This window comes from Cohnella sp., from assembly GCF_041641335.1.
Taxonomy (GTDB): domain Bacteria; phylum Bacillota; class Bacilli; order Paenibacillales; family Paenibacillaceae; genus Cohnella.
This window is the reverse complement of the sequence record NZ_JBEPYQ010000010.1, coordinates 1-24419: the sequence shown is the minus strand read 5'-3', so window position 1 is coordinate 24419 and position 24419 is coordinate 1. Positions and strand designations below refer to the sequence as shown.

At 55.5% G+C, this 24419-nt stretch carries 22 protein-coding genes; 4 read left to right on the top strand and 18 right to left on the bottom strand.

Going from position 1 to position 24419, the window contains the following annotated elements; all coding sequences use genetic code 11:
• Positions 1-52 precede the first annotated feature (52 nt).
• From ACESLM_RS04865 to ACESLM_RS04855, 3 genes are all read right to left on the bottom strand, one after another.
• Entirely contained in the window at positions 53-1594 is a 1542-nt protein-coding gene (locus ACESLM_RS04865) for an extracellular solute-binding protein (RefSeq protein WP_372630252.1), read from the bottom strand.
• Between the two features lie 125 nt (positions 1595-1719).
• Positions 1720-2595 (bottom strand): carbohydrate ABC transporter permease, encoded by an 876-nt coding sequence (locus ACESLM_RS04860; RefSeq protein ID WP_372630251.1) that lies wholly within the window; start codon positions 2593-2595, stop codon positions 1720-1722.
• A 13-nt stretch (positions 2596-2608) separates the two neighbouring features.
• Positions 2609-3538: an ABC transporter permease gene (locus ACESLM_RS04855; RefSeq protein ID WP_372630250.1), complete on the bottom strand. Its 930-nt coding sequence runs from the start codon at positions 3536-3538 to the stop codon at positions 2609-2611.
• Positions 3539-3741: 203 nt separating this feature from the next.
• Between ACESLM_RS04855 and ACESLM_RS04850 the strand changes: the two genes are divergently transcribed.
• Positions 3742-4635 (top strand): AraC family transcriptional regulator, encoded by an 894-nt coding sequence (locus ACESLM_RS04850; RefSeq protein ID WP_372630249.1) that lies wholly within the window; start codon positions 3742-3744, stop codon positions 4633-4635.
• Positions 4636-4739: 104 nt separating this feature from the next.
• Positions 4740-5573, top strand: a complete 834-nt coding sequence (locus ACESLM_RS04845) for a phytanoyl-CoA dioxygenase family protein (RefSeq protein WP_372630248.1) — start codon at positions 4740-4742, stop codon at positions 5571-5573.
• Between the two features lie 82 nt (positions 5574-5655).
• Here ACESLM_RS04845 and ACESLM_RS04840 read toward each other — a convergent pair whose 3' ends face one another.
• The 5 genes from ACESLM_RS04840 to ACESLM_RS04820 all read right to left on the bottom strand — a co-directional run bounded on the left by ACESLM_RS04840 (position 5656) and on the right by ACESLM_RS04820 (position 10172).
• Positions 5656-5952 carry a hypothetical protein gene (locus ACESLM_RS04840; protein ID WP_372630313.1) on the bottom strand — a complete coding sequence of 99 codons (297 nt, stop codon included), beginning with the start codon at positions 5950-5952 and terminating at the stop codon, positions 5656-5658.
• Positions 5953-6171: 219 nt separating this feature from the next.
• Complete coding sequence (locus ACESLM_RS04835) at positions 6172-7494, bottom strand: YheC/YheD family endospore coat-associated protein (RefSeq protein ID WP_372630247.1); 1323 nt, start codon at positions 7492-7494, stop codon at positions 6172-6174.
• A 137-nt stretch (positions 7495-7631) separates the two neighbouring features.
• Positions 7632-8267: a glycosyltransferase family 2 protein gene (locus tag ACESLM_RS04830; protein ID WP_372630246.1), complete on the bottom strand. Its 636-nt coding sequence runs from the start codon at positions 8265-8267 to the stop codon at positions 7632-7634.
• Positions 8242-9291 carry an LVIVD repeat-containing protein gene (locus ACESLM_RS04825; protein ID WP_372630245.1) on the bottom strand — a complete coding sequence of 350 codons (1050 nt, stop codon included), beginning with the start codon at positions 9289-9291 and terminating at the stop codon, positions 8242-8244. The genes ACESLM_RS04830 and ACESLM_RS04825 overlap by 26 nt, the downstream gene beginning before the upstream one ends.
• A 287-nt stretch (positions 9292-9578) precedes the next feature.
• Positions 9579-10172: a PadR family transcriptional regulator gene (locus tag ACESLM_RS04820; RefSeq protein ID WP_372630244.1), complete on the bottom strand. Its 594-nt coding sequence runs from the start codon at positions 10170-10172 to the stop codon at positions 9579-9581.
• 146 nt (positions 10173-10318) lie between these two features.
• On the opposite strand from ACESLM_RS04820, the gene ACESLM_RS04815 reads away from it, so the two are divergent.
• Positions 10319-11524 (top strand): FAD-dependent oxidoreductase, encoded by a 1206-nt coding sequence (locus ACESLM_RS04815; RefSeq protein ID WP_372630243.1) that lies wholly within the window; start codon positions 10319-10321, stop codon positions 11522-11524.
• 150 nt (positions 11525-11674) lie between these two features.
• Here the strand turns inward: ACESLM_RS04815 and ACESLM_RS04810 are convergent, their stop codons facing one another.
• The 10 genes from ACESLM_RS04810 to ACESLM_RS04765 all read right to left on the bottom strand — a co-directional run bounded on the left by ACESLM_RS04810 (position 11675) and on the right by ACESLM_RS04765 (position 23568).
• A complete protein-coding gene (locus tag ACESLM_RS04810) occupies positions 11675-13771 on the bottom strand; it encodes a heparinase II/III domain-containing protein (protein ID WP_372630242.1) in 2097 nt (698 codons plus the stop codon).
• Positions 13768-14535: an SDR family NAD(P)-dependent oxidoreductase gene (locus ACESLM_RS04805; RefSeq protein ID WP_372630241.1), complete on the bottom strand. Its 768-nt coding sequence runs from the start codon at positions 14533-14535 to the stop codon at positions 13768-13770. The genes ACESLM_RS04810 and ACESLM_RS04805 overlap by 4 nt, the downstream gene beginning before the upstream one ends.
• Complete coding sequence (locus tag ACESLM_RS04800; RefSeq protein WP_372630240.1) at positions 14532-14723, bottom strand: tautomerase family protein; 192 nt, start codon at positions 14721-14723, stop codon at positions 14532-14534. Before ACESLM_RS04800 ends, ACESLM_RS04805 begins: the two co-directional genes overlap by 4 nt.
• Positions 14724-14747: 24 nt before the next feature.
• Positions 14748-15779, bottom strand: a complete 1032-nt coding sequence (locus ACESLM_RS04795; protein WP_372630239.1) for an SGNH/GDSL hydrolase family protein — start codon at positions 15777-15779, stop codon at positions 14748-14750.
• Between the two features lie 185 nt (positions 15780-15964).
• Positions 15965-17773: a cache domain-containing sensor histidine kinase gene (locus ACESLM_RS04790; RefSeq protein WP_372630238.1), complete on the bottom strand. Its 1809-nt coding sequence runs from the start codon at positions 17771-17773 to the stop codon at positions 15965-15967.
• Positions 17770-18780: a response regulator transcription factor gene (locus ACESLM_RS04785; RefSeq protein WP_372630237.1), complete on the bottom strand. Its 1011-nt coding sequence runs from the start codon at positions 18778-18780 to the stop codon at positions 17770-17772. The genes ACESLM_RS04790 and ACESLM_RS04785 overlap by 4 nt, the downstream gene beginning before the upstream one ends.
• A gap of 79 nt (positions 18781-18859) precedes the next feature.
• Entirely contained in the window at positions 18860-20461 is a 1602-nt protein-coding gene (locus tag ACESLM_RS04780) for a type 2 periplasmic-binding domain-containing protein (RefSeq protein ID WP_372630236.1), read from the bottom strand.
• A gap of 127 nt (positions 20462-20588) precedes the next feature.
• Entirely contained in the window at positions 20589-21410 is an 822-nt protein-coding gene (locus ACESLM_RS04775; protein ID WP_372630311.1) for a carbohydrate ABC transporter permease, read from the bottom strand.
• Positions 21411-21470: 60 nt separating this feature from the next.
• The gene (locus ACESLM_RS04770; RefSeq protein WP_372630235.1) at positions 21471-22430 is read right to left on the bottom strand and encodes an ABC transporter permease; all 960 of its coding nucleotides are present in this window, start codon (positions 22428-22430) and stop codon (positions 21471-21473) included.
• A gap of 91 nt (positions 22431-22521) precedes the next feature.
• Complete coding sequence (locus ACESLM_RS04765; RefSeq protein ID WP_372630234.1) at positions 22522-23568, bottom strand: LacI family DNA-binding transcriptional regulator; 1047 nt, start codon at positions 23566-23568, stop codon at positions 22522-22524.
• Positions 23569-23688: 120 nt separating this feature from the next.
• On the opposite strand from ACESLM_RS04765, the gene ACESLM_RS04760 reads away from it, so the two are divergent.
• A partial coding sequence (locus ACESLM_RS04760) for an FAD-dependent oxidoreductase (protein ID WP_372630233.1) occupies positions 23689-24419 on the top strand: 731 nt, incomplete at its 3' end.

Genomic DNA, 24419 nt, shown 5'->3' with positions numbered 1-24419 from the left:
ACGTCGCCGACGGGCACCGCGTCTTCGAACGACAGCGCCGCCGCTTATCCCGTTATTTATTGACCGATTGATACCATTCGTTAACTTCTTGGGAGCTGACTTCGGCTCCCGCAGCCAAATATTTCGCCTGGAAATCCGCCAGCCCGTCGAGCGATTCCGCTCCCGCAATGAGCTTGACCGTATAGTCGTTGGACATCGTATGAAGCTGCTGATTGTTCTTGGCGTATTGCTGCATGTACGGCGCCAGTCCAAGCACGTTCAAATGTTTGACCTCGGCCGGCTGCTGATTGTTCAGGAAATCGAACGCTTCGAACATGACCGGATTTTTACGGACGCGCGCTTGCCAATATTGCGGGTACATTTCTTCGTCCGTGCCGACCATAAAGTTGTTCGCCAAATTGCGCTCGTCGTTGAAGATCGGCAAAATCGGGGTATAGCCGCCGTTTTCCACCTTGTAGTGCGTGCCTTCCACGCCGATCGCCATCGTTTTGAACGTCTCCGGCTCGAGGCTTGCGTTAATCCATTTGATCGCGTCCTCCGGATATTTGGCCGATTTCGGAATAAACGTCAGCCGGTCGAAGCCGGCGTTGGCGGTAAAGCCCGCTTCGCCGTTTGGACCTTTCAGCGCCGGCACGTAAGCGAATTTCGCGTCCGGCAAGTTTTTGGACAAAGCTTCGTGAATCCCCGGAATATCCGCCCAGTGAACGACAATGGCTCCGGCCACGCCGCTTGCGAATTTTTCTTTGGCGGTGGCGTCTTTGTTGGCGACAAATTCGCGGTCGATCAGTCTTTGTTTGTAAAGGTCGGCGACATAAGCTGCGTAATCCCTGAAGGACGGGTCGAGCACTCTTGGAACCATCCGGCCGTCCACCTCGTTCCAGCCGTTCGGAATGCCGAACGCGCCTACAATGTTGTCGATCATCGCTTGATCGCCTTTGATCGTCAGCGGCACGTTGCGTTCGCCGTTGCCTCCCGGGTCTTGTTCCTTGAATTGCTGCAGCACGTGCGTCAACTCGTCGGTTGTCGTCGGCATGGGCAGCCCCAGCTTCTCTAGCCAATCCGTGCGGATCAAAATGGAGCTGTTAACCTCGTACGTAATCGATACGGGAATCGCATACAAGTTGCCGTTTACCTTCAACGCTTCGATCGATTCCGGCTTCAGCGCCGCTTTGATGTTCGGCCCGAACTCCTCGATCAGCGACGTCAGGTCGACGAGCGCGCCCTTCTGCGCGTAGTCCGAATACAGCGCCATGTCGCTGTAGGACGTCACCATATCGTACGCCTCGCCGGACGACATGATCAGGTTCAGCTTTTCCGCCCATTTGTCCTGGGGCAGCATATCGTATTCCATCTTATAACCCGTCGCTTCCTCCAGCAGCTTGGCGACCGGGTACGCGTTGTAATCCTCGTTGGTCCAGACGTTCAGCCGCTTCAGCGTCGGCTTCGGCGCATCGGGTTTGGCGGTTGCCTCGCTGCCCGCGCTTGCGGGCGCGGAGCCGCTGTTGTTGCCGTTATTGCCCGAGCATGCGGCCGCCGTTGTCACCATAAGCGCAGCCATAACGATAACCGAGATCCGCTTAAATGCTTTTTTCATCGTGAGACCCTCCTGCATGTATTGTAATCTATATCATTAATTTTTCGGAAATGCGTCGCGCGTCCCGCCTCCGCCGACCGGTACAGGGAGCCGATAAGCGCGCCGCTTCCGAAAAAGTTAATGCGTTACCCTTTGACGGAGCCGATAAGCACGCCTTTGATAAAATACTTTTGCAAAAACGGATAGACCAGCAAAATCGGCAGCGTAGACGCGATAACGGTCGCCGCCCGGACGCCCTCCGCAGGCACGTTCATCAGATCGTCCGCGCTTTTGTCGAGCGCCGAGGACGTATCCGCGTTCATTACGATGTCCTGCAAGTACAATTGCAGCGGCTTCAGCGACGTGCTGTTGATGTACAGCATCGGATTAAAGTAGTCGTTCCAGAAATACACCGCGTAAAACAGCCCGATCGTCGCCAGCACGGGACCGCTGAGCGGCAAAATGATCCGGAACAAAATCGTCAGATTGCGCGCCCCTTCGATTTTGGCCGACTCCTCCAGACTCGAAGGCAAGTTTTCGAAGTAGCTTTTAATGACAAGAAGATTAAACACGCTGACCAATGCGGGCAAAACCAATGAACCCAGATGGTTGATCAAGCCCAGCTCGCGAATCAGCAAATAGTTCGGAATAATGCCGCCGTTAAACATCATCGTAAAAATAAACAGGACGATCAGGGCGCCGATGCCGGGCAGCTCGCGCTTCGACAGCGGGTAAGCGGTCAGCGCTGTAACAAGCAGCGACGCCAGCGTGCCGATGACGGTGACTAGCACCGAAATCCCAAGCGAGCGGAGAAACTGGCTGCTCGTGACGACAAACGCCATCGTATCGAACTGGAAACCGATCGGTAAAATGCCGACCTTGCCCGACACGATCGCCCATTCCTCGCTGAACGACTTGGACAGCACGTTGGCGAACGGGAGCAGCGTCATCAGTCCCATGAGGATCAGCAGCGTATAAATCGTGCCGTCCAGCGCATAGTCTTTGATTGTTTTTCTGTACATGGCTTCTCCCTCCCTACCAGATGCTGCGATTCAGAAATTTGCGGCTGAGCATGTTGCCGATCACGATCAGCAGAAACCCGACCGCCGAGTTGAACAGGCCAACCGCGGTGCTGAAGCTGTAGTCCTGCTGGCCGAGGCCCATCCGATATACGTAGGTGCCAATGACGTCGCCGGTCTCGTACACAAGCGGATTGTACATCGTCAAGATTTGCTCCGTGCCGGCCTCCAGCAAGCTGCCGATCCGCAAAATAAACATCAGCACGATCGTCGGCAGCATGCCCGGCAGCGAAATCGACCACATCTGGCGCAGCCGTCCCGCCCCGTCGATGGCGGCGGCTTCGTATTGCTCCTGCTCGATGCCCGCGATGGCGGCGATAAACACGATCGCATTCCAGCCGATCTCCTTCCATCCCGCGGTAAACACGACCAGGCTGCGGAACAAATCGTTATCGGTAAAAAACGAAATCGGCTCGCCGCCGAGCGCCCGGATCATCACGTTGACCATGCCGCCCGTCGGCGACAGGATGTTGACGAACAGCCCCGAAATAATGACCCAGGAAAGGAAATGGGGCAAATAAATGATCGTCTGGATCGTCCGTTTGAAAAACATTCGCCGCACTTCGTTCAGCATCAGCGCAATGACGATCGGAATCGGGAACAGTATCGTAATTTTGTACAAGCTGATCAGCAGCGTATTGACCAGCACCTGCAAAAATTCGTCCGAACGGATCAGACGCTCGAACTGCGCCGTCCCGACCCATTCGCTGCCGGCAACGCCGGCAAAAATGTTAAAATCCTGAAACGCGATCACGATGCCGTACATGGGGGCGTATTTGAACAGCAGCATAAACGCAACGCCCGGAACGAGCAGCAAATACATATCCAGATTGCCCCGAATCAGCTTCCAGCGCCGGCCCGCCGTTCCCCCGTCTCGTCTGCTCATGTGCTCCACCTGCTTTTCTCTGTCTTGACTCCATTGTAGGGAGGAGCGCGCCGGGCGAGTAGAAGGCAATCCTTTCATTTCTGGTCCTATTCCACAAAGTTTTTTATAATTAAAACGACTTGAAGCGAGAGCGGCCTGAGGCGTCTCGGAATCGCCCGGCGCACAAAGCCGCCGCACCTCACGGTATAAGGAGACGATCTTGGATGACCGCGCATAAAACTCCGCCCCCCGCCTCGCGCAACCGCTACAAGGGTTCTTCCGAGCTGCGGGAGGAGCTTCCTTTTCAACACGACTTCGACAACCTCTCGTATATCGGCATCCAGATGCTAAGCACCTGGCAGGTGGACAGGCATATGCACGAACATTTCGAGCTGTGCTACGTAGACGAAGGACAAGGCTGGTTCTCGATCGACGGGGATATGTATCGCGTGCGCCAGGGGGATCTGTTCTTGACGAAGCCGGGAGAGGGCCATCAAGGCGCGTCCTTGGGAGAAACTTACCGTCTGTACTACACGGGCTTCCGGCTGACGAATCGGCAGAAGCTTGAAGCTGATTTTTACCGGCTTGGGCGGGCCCGCACAGTACGGGATACGAGCGGAGACGTGAAACAGTTGTTCGATGCCGTCTTCGCCGAGATCGAGAACCCCGGCCCGCATTCGGCTCTGATGGCGGAAAGCCTGTTCCAGCAATTGCTCGTTCGCGTCATCCGCCTTTATCGCGAGGCGGCCCTGCCGGACGGAGCTCCGGAAGACGGTCCGCTCGCTCCGGCGATGAAGGAGCTGCTCCAATATCTCCACGAGCATGCAAGCATCGGCATCGCCGCCTTGGATTTGGCGAAGAGGCAGCATCTCAGCCGGACTCATCTGGAACGAGAGTTCAAGCGCTCGTTCGGCATTCCGCTCGGTAAGTACATCCGCATGCTGTGCACCGATCGGGCCAAATATTGGCTGGCGGAAACCGGCGAGACGATCACGTCGATCGCCGAGCGATTAGGATTCTCGTCGCTCCATGCGTTCAGCGTGTTCTTCAAGCGGCAGACGGGAATTTCGCCTTACGCCTATCGGCGACGTTTCTCGTCAAATGACGAAAAACGTTAACTTCCGGTTGAAGCCGAACAAAGCCGACCGCCGACTGCTCGCGCTATGATGGAAGCAACGCATGAGGAAATCTTGCGGCAATCATCGAAGCGGGAGGAACGGAAATGTCGGATCGGAACAACTTGCTGCCAACGGAGGCAGACGTCGCTTTCTTCAAACAGAATGGGTACTGGGTAGCGCCGCAGCTCATTGACGAGGCTCGGTTGAAACGACTGCGCGAGCATATGGAACGAGTATACGAGGGGCAATTCGAGACGGGGCGAGCGCCGTTCGACGGGTATTGGACGCCCGAGAACGGCAATGGGCTGCGCAAAACCGACAATTCCCACTGGGCCGATGCCGAGCTTCGCTCGCTGGCCACCGATCCCGTCATCGGCGAGATCGCTTGCCGTCTGATGGGAGCCGGTTCTATTCGCCTGTGGCACGACCAGCTGCTGTTTAAGCCGGGCAATCCCGATCGAAGATCAGGCGGCAACGTCGGCTGGCACCAGGATTACGCTTACTGGCAGTGCGCGGCCGAGCCGACGCTCGTCACCGCCTGGGTCGCCTTTGACGACGTCAACTTGGACAACGGCTGCATGCAGGTCGTCCCCCGAAGCCACCAATGGGGGCTGCTCAACGTGAACGACTTCTTCGAGCAGGATATGGAGAAGCAGCGGCAGGGCATGGATCTCCCCGAGAACGCTTCGTTCGAGCCCGTGCCGCTCGTCATGAAGGCCGGCCAGGTGAGCTTCCATCACGCCCTCGCCATCCACGGCAGCGGTCCGAATACGACCTCGCGGCCGCGCCGCTCGCTGGCCGTCCATCTGATGACGGGAGATACCCGCTATAAGGCCGGTACGCGCGGCGACGGCCACATGAACGCGGGCCTGCTGGGCGGCCGCGACGGCGATCTGTTCGCGGGGGCGGCTTTTCCGGAGCTATTCCGGGCGAAATGAGCGGTTTTACGCCAAAACACCTTATTCCGGCGGCTTGGCGGCGGAATAAGGTGTTCGTGTGGTTGCTGCGGCAAGCCGAAGCCTATTTTCCAGCTTTATCGTTGTATTCCCTGGTCGCCGTGTCCAGCATGGACTTCCAATTCGCGAAATCCGTCTCCCTGGCGATATGGCGGTCCAACAACTCTTCAAGAATATTGTCTATATCCTCCCAAGTCTTAGCTTGGAAATTGCCTTTCTCCAGAAGCTCGTCAAAGCTTGCAGAGTTGGAATGCCTGCTTACGAACGCCTCATTGAACAGCTTGCCCAACGAGACATGGTTCGGATCTTCCTGAATGGTCTTCTGGCCTTGCAAATCCTTCAACAGTTCATCGAACGACATTGGCTTTTGCTTTCTCAAATCCCCACTCCTTGAATGTAGTATCACTCCTTAATTCTGCACGAAGATATTTATTTTACAAGCTTTTTATTATGGATTGCTCAAAATAGGGCCATATCTGACACTATGGTACGTCCGTAGCGCCTCTCCGTCTTGCGGCTCAATCTGCCGTGCCGCTTCCGCGCAATTGCCCTCAAACGGCTCATTCTCCCTCATCACTGACTAAAACCCTGCTAGTGACTTCGCATATTCCAGAGGTCTGCTAAGTACGTTGCCATACATGTGCGGATCTTCTTTGGCATACGAGGCTACAGAATGATTATGGAGACTATTGATTTCTAAAATCCATACGTTTAATTGCCGATCAACGGCGACATCGAAGCCAACATCGCCAAATAGGCCGTAAGTTTGATCAATCACGCGGCAAGCATCGGTACATACCGAAACGATCTCCTGTTCTTTGCGGGAGGCTTCTTCTTGCTGCAGACCATATACTTTTTGCAGCGCTGTACGGCCGATCGAAACGGAACTGACATCGTTAGTATAGATTTTGCCGGTTTGTCCGTAACGTGCGATGATGCCCGTACATATCCACTGCATCAGCCGATCTTTCTGCATAACGACCCTGAAATCCACCTGCTTCTTATTGTGGGTGTAATCGACGGACTGCTGGATCAAGTATTTTTTTCCTCGTTTGATTTTTCGAAGAAATGCCGAAACGCGGCTCCGGTTTTTGATCCGGATTTTCCTCTTGTCACGAAGCGTAAATAAGTATCCCTTCCCGGCCTTCTGCGCTTTATGAATCCCTCTTCCCATCGAACCGATCACCGGCTTTAGATAAACGGATCCGTACTGGTTCAGCATTTTTTTGAAAGTCGGGAATTTATCCATAAGTTTGGTACCGGGGATATGCTTCCCAACCCGCAGATCTCGGGAAAAGGACTGCTTAAGCTCCAACTTGTTGAAAAAATAGGTGTTGAATATTTTTCCTTCCAAATGATCCGCCAAGTGATCGTAAAGAAGGTTTTTGTTCACTCTTGTTCTTCGATATGCTGCGTCGGGATAGGGAAAGACCGACTCGATCCATTGTTGGGCTCCGGAACCGCCCGGATTGTAACCATAACCAACGATCGTCTTATTATGCGGTTGGATTCCGCTAATCGAGCAAATATAGGCAAGACCCCTGATCGCCTCGTAATTGATAAAATAGTATCGATAGCTGTCCAGCATTTTTGAGGTCACCATGCCGGAAGTAATGAGGATAGCGATGACAGGCCCCATACGAATTCGGGTTCCGTCCGTATAGATTTCATAGGGAAGCTGATCGGGGATCGAGAAAGTCGGTTCAAAATTTCCGGGTATTCCGATTGAATGCCGAGGCAGATCGCTGCTAAATCGTACAGTCACTTCTTTTTTCCATGCGCCGAACTGAAAATAGCAAGATCCCTTAGTCGATCCAAATCTTTCCCGGTGAATTTCTGGAAAAAGGATATGATGAGAGTCTAATCCCCGAATACGTTGAACGGACCATCTGCCCCCGGTCATCCTATCCCCTCCCGCAATTATGCTGCCCGCAACCTAAAACGGGATGCCAAACTTCTCCATCAACCAATCATCGCAATGCGCTCGACGTTTCAAATAGTCGTGCCTTTGTTCCTCCACGCCGCTTTCAAGAAGAGAGCTTAGAATACGATCGGCATTTTGAAGCCGTCATCGAATCCTCCGATATCGAAAAAGACATTTCGGGATACGGCGAAACAACCTCCGGATAAAACGGCGCACGGAAACGGGGCCGGCTGCCATCCGTTCCATTTCACACTTAGTCGTTGATCCAATGTCTGGCCATAACCGACAATGTCCGGAGCATCGGTGGAAGCAATCCCGGGAGTCGTGCCGTCCGCCTGCCTTTGTCGAATCGGCTCAAGCAGGCGGTCCATCCAGAAGTCCTCGAAAATCAAATGAGCGTCGCAAAAAATCAAATCGCTGCCGATCGAATGCATGGCCCCGAGATTTCTGGCATTGGCCGCACCTATTCCTTCCGTTCGGACCCGCTTCAGCCTGTCGTCGCTCGGATTAGTTGCGATGAATTGGCAGCATCCGTCTGACGAACCGTCGTCCACGAGGATGATTTCAAATGGATACACGGTTTGGGCTTGAAGGGCTGATTCGATCGTGGCCCGAACATGATTTCCTTCGTTCTTCGCCGGAATAATCAACGATACCATCGGCCTAGTTCGTTCAGTATTCAAACCATCCCCCCTGTTGTATGCAAAATACCGTTCAGCGACGTCTCTAGACTGTAAAAATGGCCATTCCAAAAGGATTACTTAGATTTCCTGCATTGAACTCTCCGACGTGCACAGGATTTGTAGGAGTAGAAATATTATAAATATCTACATTGTTGCCGTTAGCATTGGATACATAAAGAGTCGTACCCGTAATCGCCAATCCGACGGGAGTGTTTAAATTCCCTGCGTTAGCCGCCCCTGCAAGCACAGGATTTGTAGGAATGGAAATATCATAAATCTCTATCGTGTTATTGTCGGCATTCGCTATATAAAGCGTAGCGCCTGCAATCGCCAATCCGACAGGACTAATTAAGTTGTCCGGACCAAACTGCCCTATTCGTACAGGAAGGGTAGGATTCGAAATATTATAAATTTCTACCGTGTTATCGACAATATTTGACACATACAGAATGGTGCCCGTAATCGCCATTCCAACAGGACCGCTTAAATTCCCGGCGTTAAACTCCCCTACGCGTACAGGAACAGCCGGAATGGAAATATCATAAATCTCAACCGAGTCATCGCCAAAATTGGCTACATAAAGAGTCGTACCCGTAATAACCAATCCGACAGGAGCATTTAAATTTCCTCCATTAAACTCCCCTACACGTATTGGAGCTGTAGGATTGGAAATATTAAAAATTTCTACTGTGCTATCGCCCTCGTTTGCAACATAAAGAGTCGTACCCGTAATGGCCAATCCGGTAGGATCACTTAAATTCCCTCCGTTAAATTCTCCTACGCGCACTGGCGCTGTGGGATTGGAAATATTATATATCTCTACTGTGTTATCGATAAAATTAGCTACATAAAGAAAAACCATAGGGGTCGGGGGCGGGGGCGGTGCTGGCGTTGGTGTCGGTGTCGGCGTTGGCGTTGGTGTCGGCGTTGGTGTCGGCGTTGGCGTTGGTGTCGGCGTTGGTGTCGGCGCTGGTACCAGTGTTGGGGTCGGAGTCGGTGACCGCGTCGGTATTAATGTCGGTATCGGTATCGGTGGTGTCGGTGTCGGTTCAGGTATTATCGGTTGTTCTCCCTTTGGAGGACGAATTCCCATTTGAAAACCTCCATTATCCAGTTGTCAGACCTTAACCAACTATATGTCTGTCTCGGCCAAACGGTATGGGTATACTCCCCAAACAAGCAAAAACGCCTTTGGCGTCCTTTAGACGCAAAATCGAGTTTTTGTCGGAGGTGAATCAGAAAAGGAAAAAGACGCTGATTGCTCAACGTCCTTGCCCAACCTTATGTGCAACTCATTTTGGTCTCATGCGGCTATACCTGATTAATGGACTCCAATGCTCAAGCTCTGCTTCTGTCATCGCTTTGACAGGCTCGTTTTCGCTATAACTTCCACACAAACTGTTCGCCAGAGCGTTCAGTCAAAGTGCCGTCCTCGATTTCCATGATAAGCCGGTCGAGCCAGCTCTTCTCTCCCTCCAGCAGGACCAGCTCGTACTCCGTCTCGATAACGAACAGTCGCTTGATCCCCATCTTCAGAGTGGCCTCCATGGAAAGCCGTGCTTGTTCGATTCGATCGGTCAAAGCAATTGAGCGTTCCCGCAGCAAATCGCATGCTTCCTTAGGCGATAGATGTCCTAGGAAAGCGAGACCGGCTGCGAATTGCGGATATTCCTTCGTCGGGGTTCTCAGCAAACATTTAAGCCAGTCGATGAGTTCATCCTTCCCCTTCTCCGTCGGACGATAGATGGTTCGTTCGGGATGCTTGCCCTCCTTCACGGTTTCTACCGACTCGATAAGGCCGTTCTTGATTAGATGGTCGATAACGGCATAGAGGGAACCGGTATTTAACTTAATGGTATCCGACATTCCGCGCTGCTTCATGGTGACGCCGATCTCATAAGGATGCATCGTCTTTTCGTTAAGCAGCGATAGAACGGCTAATGCCAGCAGATTGCTGCGCTTTGTTTTGGGCATAAGATCGACTCCTTCTCCTCTTATTATAGAGGGGACAAGCCTGTTTTTAAAATATCAGTTGACTACATATAGTTTAAAACATATAGTTTATTTAGATTATATGATTGAAAAAGGAAGCAACCCCCGTTCTCAAAGGAGGAGATCGAATGTCGGTTGGAAAAGCAGTCATCGCAGGCTGCGGCATCGCCGGCCCGGCGGCAGCCTTGGCTCTGCAAAAGATCGGCATGGAGGCGACGATTTACGAAGCCTACGAAACGGCGGCTCATGACGTCGGTTCTTTCATGACCCTCGCGACCAACGGTCTCGACGGACTTCGTACCCTGGGCGTACATGAAGCCGTGACGGCAATCGGCACGCCAACGCAGAAAATGGCGCTATTCAGCGGATCCGGCAAACGGCTTGGCGAAATCGGAAACGGAGTCGAGCTTCCCGACGGAACGGTCAACCACACGATTAAACGCGCCGAGCTTTACAGCGTGCTGGCCGACGAAGCGCAGCGCAGAGGCATCCGGATCGAATACGGAAAACGGCTTATCGACGTGGAGCAGCGTCCCAATGGAGTCGTCGCGAAGTTTGCGGACGGAAGCGAAGCGGAGGGAAGCTTGATCATTGGCGCCGACGGCGTGCACTCCCGCGTGCGGCAGCTTGTCGATCGTAATGCTCCTAAGCCCCGTTATGTCGGGCTCGTTGGAACAGGGGGGCAGGCATCCGGTTTAGAGCTTGCTCCTATGCCCAACGAATTCTACATGGCGTTCGGGAAGCGCGCGTTCTGGGGACATTTCGTTAGAGGGGACGGCACCGTTCTGTGGTTTGCCAACTTGCCATGGGCCAATGAACCTTCAAGGGAGGAATTGAGAGCCCTATCGCCCGGCGAATGGAAACGGCGGCTGTTGGATCTTTTCCGCGAGGACCGAACTCCCGCGCATCGAATCCTTGCCGCGACCGAGGATTTCGATGCTCCTATGCCGATCTACGACATGGATCCGCCGGAGAACTGGCACCGGGGCCGGATCGTGCTGATTGGCGATGCGGCGCATGTCACTTCACCCAGCTCGGGACAAGGCGCGTCGCTGGCCATCGAGGATGCGCTTATTCTTGCGCAATGCCTTCGCGACCGCGCCGAACTCTCTCAAGCCTTCGCGGCCTATCAACAGTTGCGGCACGAGCGTGTTCGGAAAACGTTAAAGTCGGCTCGCCGAATCAATAACAGTAAGGCAGCCGGCCCCATCGGCAGAGCCGTTCGCGACGCGCTTTTCCCGATTGTCTTGCGGCTCGCTTCGAAATCAATGGAAAACCCCTGGCTTCATCATTACCACATCGATTTCGAACGGCCTATCGACGAAACGGTGTAAGGGGCAGTTAACCGGAAGGAGATACATGCCCGCAAAATCTAAATCGAGAACGTAAAAACAGGGGTTATCCCTAGTCATCTTTTATGACTTATGGGACACCCCTTTAGCCTCATTTTTATAGAAGTCGGAATTAAGCACGCATTCAAACCTCTAAATCCCGACGACAAGACCGGAGTCGCTCAACCGGACGAGCTCGGCCTCATCCCCTTCGCCGATTTCGACGCCGGCAAGACCGGACTCCGACGGCGAGCTCCATTTTAATGCCAATGGAGCCGGAGTTGTTCCGTACACGCAGACGAAATGCGCCAGCCTTCCGTTTTGCCGGTGCATGATCCCCCTCATGGTTTTGGAGGGATCGTGAGCCGTCCCCGGCGCTTCCAGCTCGTACAGCTCCGAGTTCGGGAACAGAAGCAGACTCGCCGACACGATGGCGCCCTCCTTCCGCTCCCCGCCGTTCGCGATCAACCGCAGCGGCAGCGCTTCGGCGTTGTGCTTATGGCCGATAATTTTGGATTTATATTCGACGCACGGGTAGTCGGATGGGATAAGGACATTGCCGGTTACATCGTCGGATAACGGATGGGCCGCGGGAAACGGATGGACCGCAGGAACCGCGTTATGCAGCCACCAATCGACAGTGTCTTCCCGATCCAGCTTGACCGTAAACCAATCCAGCAGCCAGCGCGAGGTCAGGTACAGATGACGGTCGAGCACCGCGCCTTCGTAAGCGCCCTCCGACCTCGTCCACACATAGGCGCTCCCGTCGGAGAACGTCCTGAACGCGACGCAGGCTCCTTCATCCTCCTCTTGGGAACGGCGGCCCACCGTTACGGTGTTGTGGCTCGCCGTCTGCGAGAACCATTCCTGCCTGAGCTTGGAGCCGTAAGGAACCATTCCCCGATCCGGAGCCAGAAAGCCTTCGGCGTGCATAAGCACCAGATTCAGCTTGTCGTAATGGCCATGGCTGCCTCCGTGCGGACCGTAGTCGATCAGGAAGGACAGCGGATTTCCTTCCTGCCTGCCGACGGCAAACCCGCTGTCCGGGAACAGCCGGGAGCTTGCCGGAGGCGCCGCCGGATTCTCCAGAAGGCCGGAGTCCGTGAAATCCCAATCCCCCTTCCCGAACAGTACGGCTTCAAGCCCTTCCCGCCGGGGCTCCCCGTCCTGAATATCCCGGTAAGCTTCCTTGAGGATCGGCAGGAACTTCGGCTCGACGTACTTGCTCCATCCGATCTCGAATATTTCCGCCGTCTCCCTGGCGAACGGGACGCGCCGATACGGTCCGTCATGCAAGGCGGGAAGCGCCCCGTTCGGAGCGGCCAAATCAACGAGCGCCATAAGCATGCCGCGATACGTTTGTCCGGCTTCCCCTCGCAGCCCGTACAAATCCATTCCGACATGCTCGGCCATCTCGGCCGCGATCAAATACGCGCGGAGCACGAAGATATGATAGTAGGTGCTGCCCTCGAACTCCAACTGGTCGGGACGGACGCCGATGGACAGATGGTGCCGCAAGCCGCCGGGGCATTCGAGCAGGCCGTTCATGCCTTCCGCATCGCCGCGAACGGCGTAAATGCCGGCCAGACAGGCGTTGAGCCAGGCCGTGTAATTGTTTTGCGGCTCCTGCCGTTCATGAATCAGCACCTGCCGGTAGTCGTCCATGCTCTTCGCCAGTCGCTCCAGAAAATTCGAGACGGCGGACGACAGCGGAGGTTCGGCCTGATCCGGATCGACGCGCCGGGATGCTTCCCTGAGCAGCAGCATCGTTCTCAGAAGCGATGTGGCCCAGATCGCCTCCGTCAGCGCTTGGTGGAAAATTCTGCCCCTCAGCATCCACGGCTGCGCGTCCGGGTTTACCGGGTACCGGTCATACGCCGAAGCGTACCGCTCCACGATACCGGACGCGAGCTCGCCATACTCCGTCTCTCCCGTATTCGAATAAATCGCCGCCGCCGACAAAGCGATGCGCGCATTCTCCTGATGGCGGAATACGAGCCAAGCTCCGCGGTACCGTTCTTCCGCCAGCTCGCATCCGTACGGACAACGGAAGGCGCGGGCGTCCCGTTCTTCCGGATCGAACAGCAGCTCGGTATGGTGATCGGGGCAGACGTATTCATGCCACCACCCTCCGGGGGAGTCCGGTATAGCCACTCCGTTTTTTAGAACGCCCCGCAGTTCTTCTTTGAGCTTAGCGACGGCTGACGTGAACCAAGTTCCGAGGCCCGAATCCGTTCTCCCCTTGTTCATCGCATGAACATCCCGCCGTTGACTTCGATCGTCTCGCCGGTAAGGTAAGAAGCTCCATCCGATACGAGATACGCCACCGCATGCCCGACGTCTTCCGGCGTGCCCTCTCGCCCAAGCGGAATGCCTTTCAACGCCGCCTTCCGCGCCTCCTCTGGAGTGAACGTATCGTGAAACGACGTCTGGCCGATTACGCCGGGAGACACGGCATTGGCCCGGATGCCGTGCGCCGCCAATTCCTTGGCCAAGCCTTTGGTATAGGCCATAACCGCCGCCTTGGAAGCGGCGTAGATGGAAGCGCCGGGACCGCCGCCGTTATAGGCTGCGACGGACGAAAGATTGACGATGCTCCCCCGGCCGATTCGGATCATGCCGGGAATGGCTGCCCGGCTGGCGAATACGCAGCTTTTGAAGTTCACGTTCATGACCTGCTCGTAATGCTCCTCCGTGAGGTCCGAGTTGGGCACGCGCTTGACCAAATGTCCGGCGTTGTTGACCAGGATGTCGATCGGCCGGCCGAATAACTCGGCCGCCTCGGACAGGAGCCGATCGGCTTCGGATGCGATTCTCAGATCGGCCCGGAATGCCGCCGAGCGGACGCCCGCGGCTTGAGCCTCCCGGACGACGGTCTCCGCCTGTTCCTTGCTGCTATGGTAATGTACGGCCACATCGGCGCCTTGTCCGGCGAGCGCGAGCGCGATTCCCCTGCCGATGCCGCTTCCGGAGCCGGTGACGAGCGCTATTCTGCCTTTGAGGTTCGTATTCAACGGTCGTTCCTCGCTTTCTTCAAATGTTCCGGCGCATTGTCGTCCACCGGGATTTCGTCGAAATCAACGTGAATGTGCTTCGATTCGCGTTCGATAATGCGGGACATCTCCCGCGTAAACACCTCGACTAGTTCATCTTTCTGACTTTGCGTTCTTCCCTCGTACATTCGGATCGTAATTTTAGGCAATGGGATCCTCCTCGCTCATTACGTTTAATCGAAATATCCGCTCAGCAGCGGACTCATCAAGTTCTCCAGATTCTCGCCCATTCGAATGTGCCCGTATTCCGAAGGATGGATGAGATCGCTGGTCAGGAACGAAAAATCGCTCATGATCCGGTCTCCTTCGAACAGATGCAGGCGGCTGCCCGCTCTGGACGCGGCATAGGCTCTCAAAATCTCGTTGTATTCCTGTTCGGCGTCCTGATGGGGGTGCCCCGATTGACGGGAATAAGTCGCCCTGTTAGGGTAAATCGTCGTCGCAAAAATCGGCTTGTCCGGATGACGCTCCATGATCCGGTCGAACAAATAGGACGTCCGCCTGGCGAACTCTTCGGCGGGCACGGCTCCCCTCATATTGACGCCGAGTTCCAGGAACGCCGCGTCCCAGTCTTCGCGGCCCGCGATGTGATCGGCCACCTCCCGCTCGCAGAAGCAGGAACCGCTCAGCCCCAGATTGAGAACGTCCAGTCCCAACCGCCGCGCGGCCTGCTGCGCATATCCGTTATAATGGCTCATGGCGCCAGCGCCCTGTGTGATCGAGGATCCGTACGCGAGCAGCTTCCGCCGCGGCATCTCCTCCCGCGAGGGCGGCCGAACCGGGTAACCGTATGCATTCAATTCGTGGAACACGCCGCCGAACCGGTCGAAAAAAATGCGCCAAACGTTAGGGGCGAACAACGGTCCATTCAGCTTCGCCTGCTCGACATCGGCGAATCTATCCGGAATTTCCAGCGAGATCGTCTCCGCGACCCCCGCCCTGAGTTGGTGGAAGGAATGAAAAAAGTCGCCCCTGAACACCAGAATCGTGCCGTCCGTCTCCCGCGATCCCGCGGTGATTTGCACCTGCACCGATTCGGTAACGAACCGCAGCTCGCAGCCGTTGGACTGCTCCGCTTTCGTCCTTCCTTTCGCGGTCAAGGAATGCCGCACCTCTTGCGGGAAGCGCTGCAGAATCAGGCCGGACAGTCCGGGTCTGGCTTCCAGTTCCGCGACGTTATGAAAACAGATGCCGAATCGCTGCATAGAAAATAGGTTCACCTCCCGTCGATTTCGAATGCTTCTGACTCTCTCGATCTATCTATCATTATAGATTCAATCGGGAAATGTTCAGATGATTCCTTTTATGCAGGCTTGTGTTTTTTTAAGAAGCCCCGGCCATAGCATCCGCAGGAACAGCAAAAAGACCTGCCGACGAATTTTCGGGCAGGTCAAGTCTCGACGTTCGGGAGCCGGATTCGCACGCGCGTGCCGATTCCAGGCGTACTTTCAATCCCGAGTCCGTACCGCTCTCCGAAGACAAGCTGAATGCGGCGGTGCACATTCATCATGCCGATGCCGCCGTTTCCGGCGCCCGACCGAAGCTTCCGATCGGCAAGCTGGTTGCTTTCGAGCTGGCTTTGCAGGTCCGCCAGCCGGGCCGGGGCCATGCCGACCCCGTTGTCTTCAAGAGCGAGCAGCAAATCCTCCCCCGACGACCAGGCGTCCAGACGGATATAGTGATAATCCTCGATGCCGTCGGCAAAGGCGTGCTGAAACACGTTTTCGATCAACGGCTGAAGCGTCAGGCGGGCCATTTTCTTCAAGAAATAGTCCGGAGGAATTCTCACGTCCAGTTCGAATTCCCGACCTACGCGGTGTTTCATGATCGTCATGTAATGTAGAACGTGCTTCAGCTCGTTGACAATGGCCGTTTCTTCAATATGCGTCTCGATGGAATAACGGAACATGGATGCAATCGAGTCGGCGATTTCCGTAATCTCCCCGGAATTCTGGATGACGGCGTAACAAATAATGTTCTCCAGCGTATTGTACAGGAAGTGGGGATTAATCTGGAGCTGCAGCGACTGCAGCTCCGCCTTCTGCCGTTCCAGTTCCGCGTCCTTCTGCCTAAGCTCTGTCCGGTACAGGGTATCCATCAATTCGGACAAGCTCTTCACCATCAAGTTGTACCGCGCGATCAATTCCCCCAGCTCGTTCTTCAAGCCCGGGTTCGAAATCCGGATCCAGTTCCCCTGCTCCGTCTGTCTCATCCCGTTCTTCAGAATCTGGATCGGTTTCGCGATGTTGCGGCCGAACCGGTAAGCGAGCAGCAGCGCGGCAAACAGGGTGATCAGCCCGACCAACAAGGAAGAATATCGAATGCTGGCGATCGGTTTCCGGATGTTCTCCGCCGGGATCGACACCAGCAGATGCCATCCGGAGTAGGCCGATTTCATGCTGACGAACATGCGCTCTCCGCCCATCGAGGAGTCCAGAAACGACCGCAACGGGTTCCTATCCATCTTCTCCCGCAGCTCGCCGCTTATTTTTCGACCGATCCACTGGTTGTCCGGATTGTAGACGATCCGCCCCTGATTGTCGACGATGGAGAAGAAGCCTTCCGGCCCCAAATCGAGCCCTTTCCACAATTGGGAAAATTCGTCGGCTTTGATCTCGATCGCCAGAATGCCTTTAAACTGGTCGTATACTTCGCCGTGAATTTTCCGCGCCAACGTAATCATCTGATTGTCGCTGTCCGAGAACACGCTGTTGTTGATGATCGTCAGACCGCCGTTGGCCTCCGTCTCCGCATCGAGTTCGTTCAGCGTGACGCGGGGAAACGGATCCGTGATAAGCCGCAGGGCGGGATTCACGAAATACACCCATTTGCCGTGATAGCCGATCAGGTAGACCGTCATGATCTGGGGCGACTGAATAAAGAGCGGCTGAATCGTTTCTTCTTTTAAAGCTTTCGTATACGCGTAGTAGTCGTAATCGTCCTCGGGCGGACGGTCGAGAAACCGCTTGACGTCGACATTCGTCACAAGGGACAGATGCGCTCGCTCGTAGGTTTTCAAGTACAGATCGGTATGATTCACGGCGTTGGAGACGATCTCGCTCAAGTGCCTCTCATTCTGCTTCCGAAGCTCGACGGAGGAGTAACGGTAGGAGAAAAATCCGACCGCGGCCACCGACAAAAGGACGACCGACGCGATATAGAAGAAGATGCTTCTCGCCAAGGACGGTTTCATCGTCATTTGATTCCCATCGCATGACGGTATTCGAGCGGCGACAATCCGGTAACCTTCTTAAACGTCCTGGAAAAATGGGGATAATTCTCGTAGCCAACCTCATAGGCGATATCGTGGGTCCGATAATGGGGAATTTCGAGCAGCCGCTTGGCAAGCAGCATCCGCTTCCCGATCCGGTATTGCACGAAAGTTTCCTTGTACACCTTCTTGAAAAGCAGGCTCAAGTAGGGCGGCGTGATGCCCAGAAAATCCGCGACATCCTCGAGCGAAAGCTCTTGGGTAATACGCTCGTCGATATACGCTTTCGCTTTCTGCATCAGGTCCTGTCCGCCGCGCTGCAGGGCGAGGTCCTCGATCAGCCTCGAGATTTGCATGCAGACGTGTCCGAAATACTTCCCGGCTTCCCTCGGCTCCGCGGCTTCGTCCGGCTTCGGGCGAAATCCCCGAACGGTCAAACGTTTATGGACCATCGGAAGCCCGTCGCTCAGCATGCGAACGTAATCGGCATCCGATGCCGACGCGGTCTTGCAATAGGATTCCCACCGTTCGAGACTTTCCTGGGCGGCCAGGTCGTCCAGCGCCCAGATTCCGTCGACGATCTGCTCCACGAATTCTTCGTACCGCGAGATCGAGAACGCCACTTCGCCCCGGGACAACATTTTTTGGAGCAGCGCGTGAATCTTGGAAGGCGTGAAGGGCTTCAGAAGATACTCCTTTACTCCGTACGAAATACAGGCTTGCGCGTATTCGAAATCCCCGTAACCGGAAATGATCACTTTCTCGACGGTCGGATATTTCTCGTGAACGGCCCTGCACAGCTCCAGACCGTCCATCCTCGGCATCCGGATATCGGTAAACAACAAATGCGGGATCGATTCGCCGATCATCTGGAGCGCCTTCTCGCCGTTGGTCGCCGTACGGATAGAGCCGAAAGGATAAGGATGCTGCTTCAGTATCGCAACAAGACCCTTCAAGATCAACGGCTCGTCATCCGCAATCAGTATATGCTTCATATGCCGTCCCCCTCTGATGACAAAGAACATTTATCCGCATAGGGACAAATGCTCTTCGCGACGAATCGCCGGACCGCGATTAATTGGCGATTTTGACGCCGTCCTTCGCATTGTAACGGTCGGTTGCTTCTTTGATGATATCATTTCCGCCCTTGGCCTTCCATTCTTCTATCACTTTAGGCCAATCGGAAATCGGCTCCTTGCCGTAAATCATTTTCAGCATGTGGTCGAGAATGAGAGGCGGCATGTCGGAAAATTTCATGCCCACATCGGGATGCTTGGCGCTCGCCTCAAGCTCCGGAAGGAACGAGATGCCTTCGCGGCCTTCCTTGGTTACGATGGAATCGAACTGCTCGATGACCGTTCTGCCCGTTTCGCTCGTGCTCAGCAATGTGCGGTTAAGCGCCTGGTCTTCGACGAACCGGAAGATCGAGGAGCGGAACGACTCTTCGTAGGTCTCCTCCGGCGTTTCCGGATGCTTGTAGCTCACCTTGCCGTCCTGCACCGTGTACGTGTCGCCTTCGATTCCGAAATTGAAGAACCGGTCGCCCGCCTCGGTGATCTGGAAGTTGAGGAATTTCATGATGGCCGCCGCCTTTTCCGCTCCGACCTCGCTGTTGATATAGGTCAATCCGCCGGTGTAGGTGAACTTGGTCATGCCGCCTTGGCCGTCGTCGCCGACGGGAGAAGGGATGATCGATACGACCGCGTCCGGGCTGGCCGCCTTCGTCGAGTTCACCCAGTTCGCCATCAGGTTGCCGTTATGGTTCCACACGGCCGACTTGCCGGTATTGATGTCGTTCGTCCAGCGGTTTCCGTCCACGTTGGCGAAATCCTTGGCGATCAGGCCTTCGTCGTACATCGTTTTGTAGACCTGCAGCGCTTTTTGCATCGCTTCGACCTTGAAAAACTTCGGCACGATCTGATCGTCGATTTTCTCGTACATCGTGCTGTAAGGCAGAACGTCGTACGCGCCGAAAATCACGTCGGAAAAGGCGAATTTTTCACGGAACGCGTACGGCTGCTGCACGCCGTTCTTCTTGAGCGCCCTCAGAACGTTCAGGAAATCGTCGACCGTCTGCGGAACCGGCAGCCCCGTTGCGTCCAGAAGGTCTTTGCGGATGAACGTCGCGCGCCGGGATTGAACCGACAAGTATTCCGGAATGGCGTAAATTTTGCCATTGTAGCGAACCTCGTCCCACGCCTCCTCGGGAACCGCTTTCAAAATGTCCTGGCCATGTTCCGCGAGCAGGTCGTCCAGTGCCAGGAATTTGCCTCCCTTGACGGCTCCGATCATGTCCGTGCCGACCGGATACATGCCTTGAATGGTATGGACGACGTCGGGAATATCTTTGCTGGCGAACATCAGCGCGATTTTGGATTTGATATCGGCATGCGGAAGCAAGCGAATATCAAGCTCGGTGTTCGTCAGCTCGCCCAGCTTCTTAACCCATTTGCTTGCGCTGATGTTGCTGCTGGCAAGCGCGTACTTGTTCAGCGCGTCACTCATGGCGACGGTGATTTTCACCGGTTTGCCGCCGGCCGAGGGCTCGCTCGCCGCCGGTGACGTCTGCGTTCCTTCCGCGGGCTTAGAAGCCTCCGGCGTGCCCCCGCCGGAGCAGCCAGCCAATACCGTGACCGCCATCATGCCGATTATGCCCGTCTTCTTCCAACCTTTCATAGATTCATCCCCTGTTCATGTCAAGTCTATCGTTCGATCTGATCTTAACCCCTCGCATGAAGCTGCGACATTGTTTTTTTTAAGCTGAGTTGATCTTTATTATACAAGCGTTCCGGATGGCAAGTCGTCACGATTTGATCGAGCCGATCAGCATGCCCTTGACGAAATGCTTCTGCAAAAAAGGATACACGATCATGATCGGAACCGTAGCTATGACGATTACGGCCATCTTCAGTCCTTCCGGAGACAGGTTCGCGATATCCCCCGCGCTCGTGGCCAGGTCCGACGAATCCGTGATGACGAACTCCCGGAGCTTCACCTGCAAGGGATACAAGGCGCGGTCGCTCAAATAGTAAAGGGCGTTCGAATAGTTGTTCCACAAAGCTACCGAATAGATGATCGTCATCGTCGCCATGGCCGGCTTCGAGAGCGGGATGATGATGCTCCGCAAAGTGCGCAGTTCGCCGGCTCCGTCGATTCTCGAAGATTCGATCAGCTCGTTGGGGATGGCGAGAAAGAAGGAGCGCATGACGAACAGATTAAACGCGCTGATCGCGCCGGGAAGCATTAAAGCCCACAAGGTGTCCAGCAGCCCAAGGGACCGGATCAGCATGTAGTTCGGAATGAGCGGCGCATGGAAAATCATCGTGACCAGCACCAGCACGAGCACGCCTTTTCTCTCCCGGTATTCCGTTCTCGACAGCGGGTAAGCGAGACTGGCGGTCATGAAGATGGCGATCGCCGTGCCGAGCGCCGTAATCCATACGCTAATGCCGAACGCTTTCCAGATGGACGCCTGCTTCAGCACCGCCTCGTAATTGTCCAACGTGAAATCCGCCGGCCATAGATAGACTTTGTGATCCGCTATCGCAGCGGAACTGCTGAACGACTGGGCTACGATATTAAAGATCGGCAGGAGCATTGCAAGACTAATGCCGAACAGAATCATCGGGATCAGCCCGGCTAAGCGGCTTTGGCGTTTGATTCGGGACAACTCCCCATCTCCTTCCTAATAGAGCCCCGATCCGGTAGCTCTCTTGCTGAAATAGTTGGCCGTCACGATCAGGATCAGGCCGATGACGGACTTGAACATGCCGATGGCGGTCGTGTAGCTGTATTCCAGCTGCTCCAAGCCGACCCGGTAAATATACGTGTCGAGAATGTCTCCCCGTCCGCTGTTCAGCGGATTGAGGAAAACGAACACCCGCTCGAAGCCGAGGTCGAGGAAATTGCCGATCTGAAGCAGGAACAGGATCATGATCGTAGGCAATATCGAAGGGATCGTAATCGAGAGCGTCTGTCTCCATCGGCTGGCGCCGTCCATCTCCGCGGCTTCGTACAGATCGGGATTGATTCCCGCCATCGCCGCCAAATAGATGATCGTGCTCCAGCCCGCGTCCCGCCAAATGCCGGAACTGACGATAATGGTCCGCACGAACGATTCTTCGCCCATAAAATAGACGGAATCGTAGCCGAGCTTCTCGAGGACGACATTGACGATTCCGTTCGTCGGCGAGAGAAGGCCGATGACGATTCCCGCCACGACCACCCAGGACAGAAAGTGCGGCAAGTAGATCGCGGTCTGCACGATCCGCTTGTACATTTCGTGGCGCAGCTCGTTCATCATCAGGGCGAGAACGATCGGGATCGGAAAAGCAAAGACGATGCTGTAGAAGCCGATCGCGACCGTGTTGTTCAGTATCCGCGCGAAATCGGCGTACGCGAACATTCTCCGGAACTGGTCGAAGCCTACCCATTCGCTGTTCCAGACGCCGGCGAAGACGTCGTAATCCTGAAAAGCGATCATCGAGCCCCCGAGCGGGATGTAGCGGAAAATCAGAAAATAAGAGATGCCCGGAATGGAAAGCAAATACAACACTCTATACTTGGCGTAATGCGACAGCAGCCCTCTTCTATTAACGGCGGGCCGGCCGACGTTAAGCCGGTGTTCCAACGTGCTGGATTTCAATCGTAATCACCTCCGACTTCGTGGTATGCCTGAAGTATACAGGATGAACGAAGGCGGATAGAGCGCTTGATTTAAGCGGGCTTGCCTTTTTTTAAGATCGGCGGCATTCGCGAATCGTTTCCCCGTGATGAAACGAGCCCCTCAGTCTCACTTGCTCGAACGGCAGCAGCGGGTTGGCGATCCTTCTCAGCATCAGCTCCGCGGCACGTTCCCCCGCCTCCCGGACGAGCAGAAGAGGACGCGACATGTCGGCATACCGGGGATGCCCCTCGTTCTCCATGCCGACGAGGGAGATATCTCCCGGAATGTCCAGCTTCAGAAATCCCGCCGCGACATACGTCCATTCGGCCACGCCCGGAATGGCGGCGATCGCGGCGGTCCACGCCCCCGAGCCAAGCTTGTCGCACAACTTCTCCATCCACGCGGCGCGGTCGGCGAAACCGTCCGTCAGGTGTTCGCCGGGATCGGCCAGCCCTTCCAAACCGAGCCGGCCCGCCGCGGCGACGAACGCCTGCCACCTCAAACGGAAGCCTCTTAACGGTCCCGCTTCCCCTATATACAAAATCCGCCGATGGCCGGCGCGATACAGCTCCTCCATCGACCTGTGAATCGCATATTCCACGTCCCAAATCACGCTGTCCACCTCGGCCACGTCCGGCGGATAATTGACGAGCACCCTGGGCATCCGCAGCCGCAGCAGCATCGTCTCCATCCATTCCGGAATCGCCGCGGTGAGGAACAACCCGTCCGCGAAGCTCAGCCCGTTCTTGTCCAGCCAATCCTCGAGCTCGGCCGGCCTCGTCATCGCCGACGGCACGAGCAAAGGGTACAGCGAATGCCCGAGCTCGTTCAAGCGGATGCGCACACCCTCCAGCTGCATCCGATGGAAGGCGGAGTCGCCGACGATCAGCATTGCGAATCGCCGGGGCTTCGCGTTCGCCCACGGAATGCGTTCGGCCGCGATGCCGGCCTCCTGCTCCTTCGTTCGGTAGCCCAGCTCGCGGGCGAGATCGGCCACCGCCTTCCGCGTAGGCTCGGACATGCCGGGCAAGCCTCGCAGAGCCTTGGATACCGTATGGACCGTCAAGCCCAGCTTGTCGGCGATCGTTTGCAGGGTCACTGTTTTTTTCCTCGGCATGTCCGCTCCTCCTCATGCGTGCACCTATAAGTGTAACAAAAATGAAACTATATAACAGGTTTCACTTTCCCTACAATTGAAGCATGAAGGATCTATTCGACTGGATGGGAGAGATCGCAAATGAGCAATCGTGAAATCAGACTCGACCGCACAATCCCCGTATATGACAATGCCGATGTGATTGTGGTCGGAGGCGGGCCCGCGGGAACGGCGGCGGCGATCTGCGCGGCCCGGTGCGGGCGGAAGACGATTCTGCTCGAGCACTCCGGACAATTGGGCGGAATGGGCACTCTGGGCAACGTAAGCGTCTTTATGGGCGTGGGCAACGTAACGGGCATTTATCGGGAAATCATTGCGGAATTTCTGCCGGCGGCGCTGCCGGACTCGCATCACGAGTCGATCTGGCCGCAATATTCACCCTTCGAGCTGCGACATTATTTGAATCAAAAGCTGGAGAAGGAAGGCGTCGAAGTGTATTACCATACCAGCTTCGTGGCAGCGATCATGCGGGATAACCGGGTCGCCGGCGTCATCGCCAATACGAGGGAGGGGCTGTGGGCTTTCGAAGGACGCGTCGTGATCGACTGCACGGGCGATGCCAGAGTCGCCTCCGACGCCGGCGTGCCGACCCGTTCGGGACGCGACGAAGACGGATTGACCCAGCCGATGACGCTGATGTTCATGATGCAGGATACCGGCAAGCCCGTGCGCCAATATTTGCCGGAGGACGGATACCGGTACGAATCGATCGAAGACCTGCCGCAAGGCCGTCACCTGTATTGGGGAGGCATGGGCAACGGCACGCTGCTGGTCAACATGACGCGAGTCAAGGGCAACGGCGCCAAGATCAA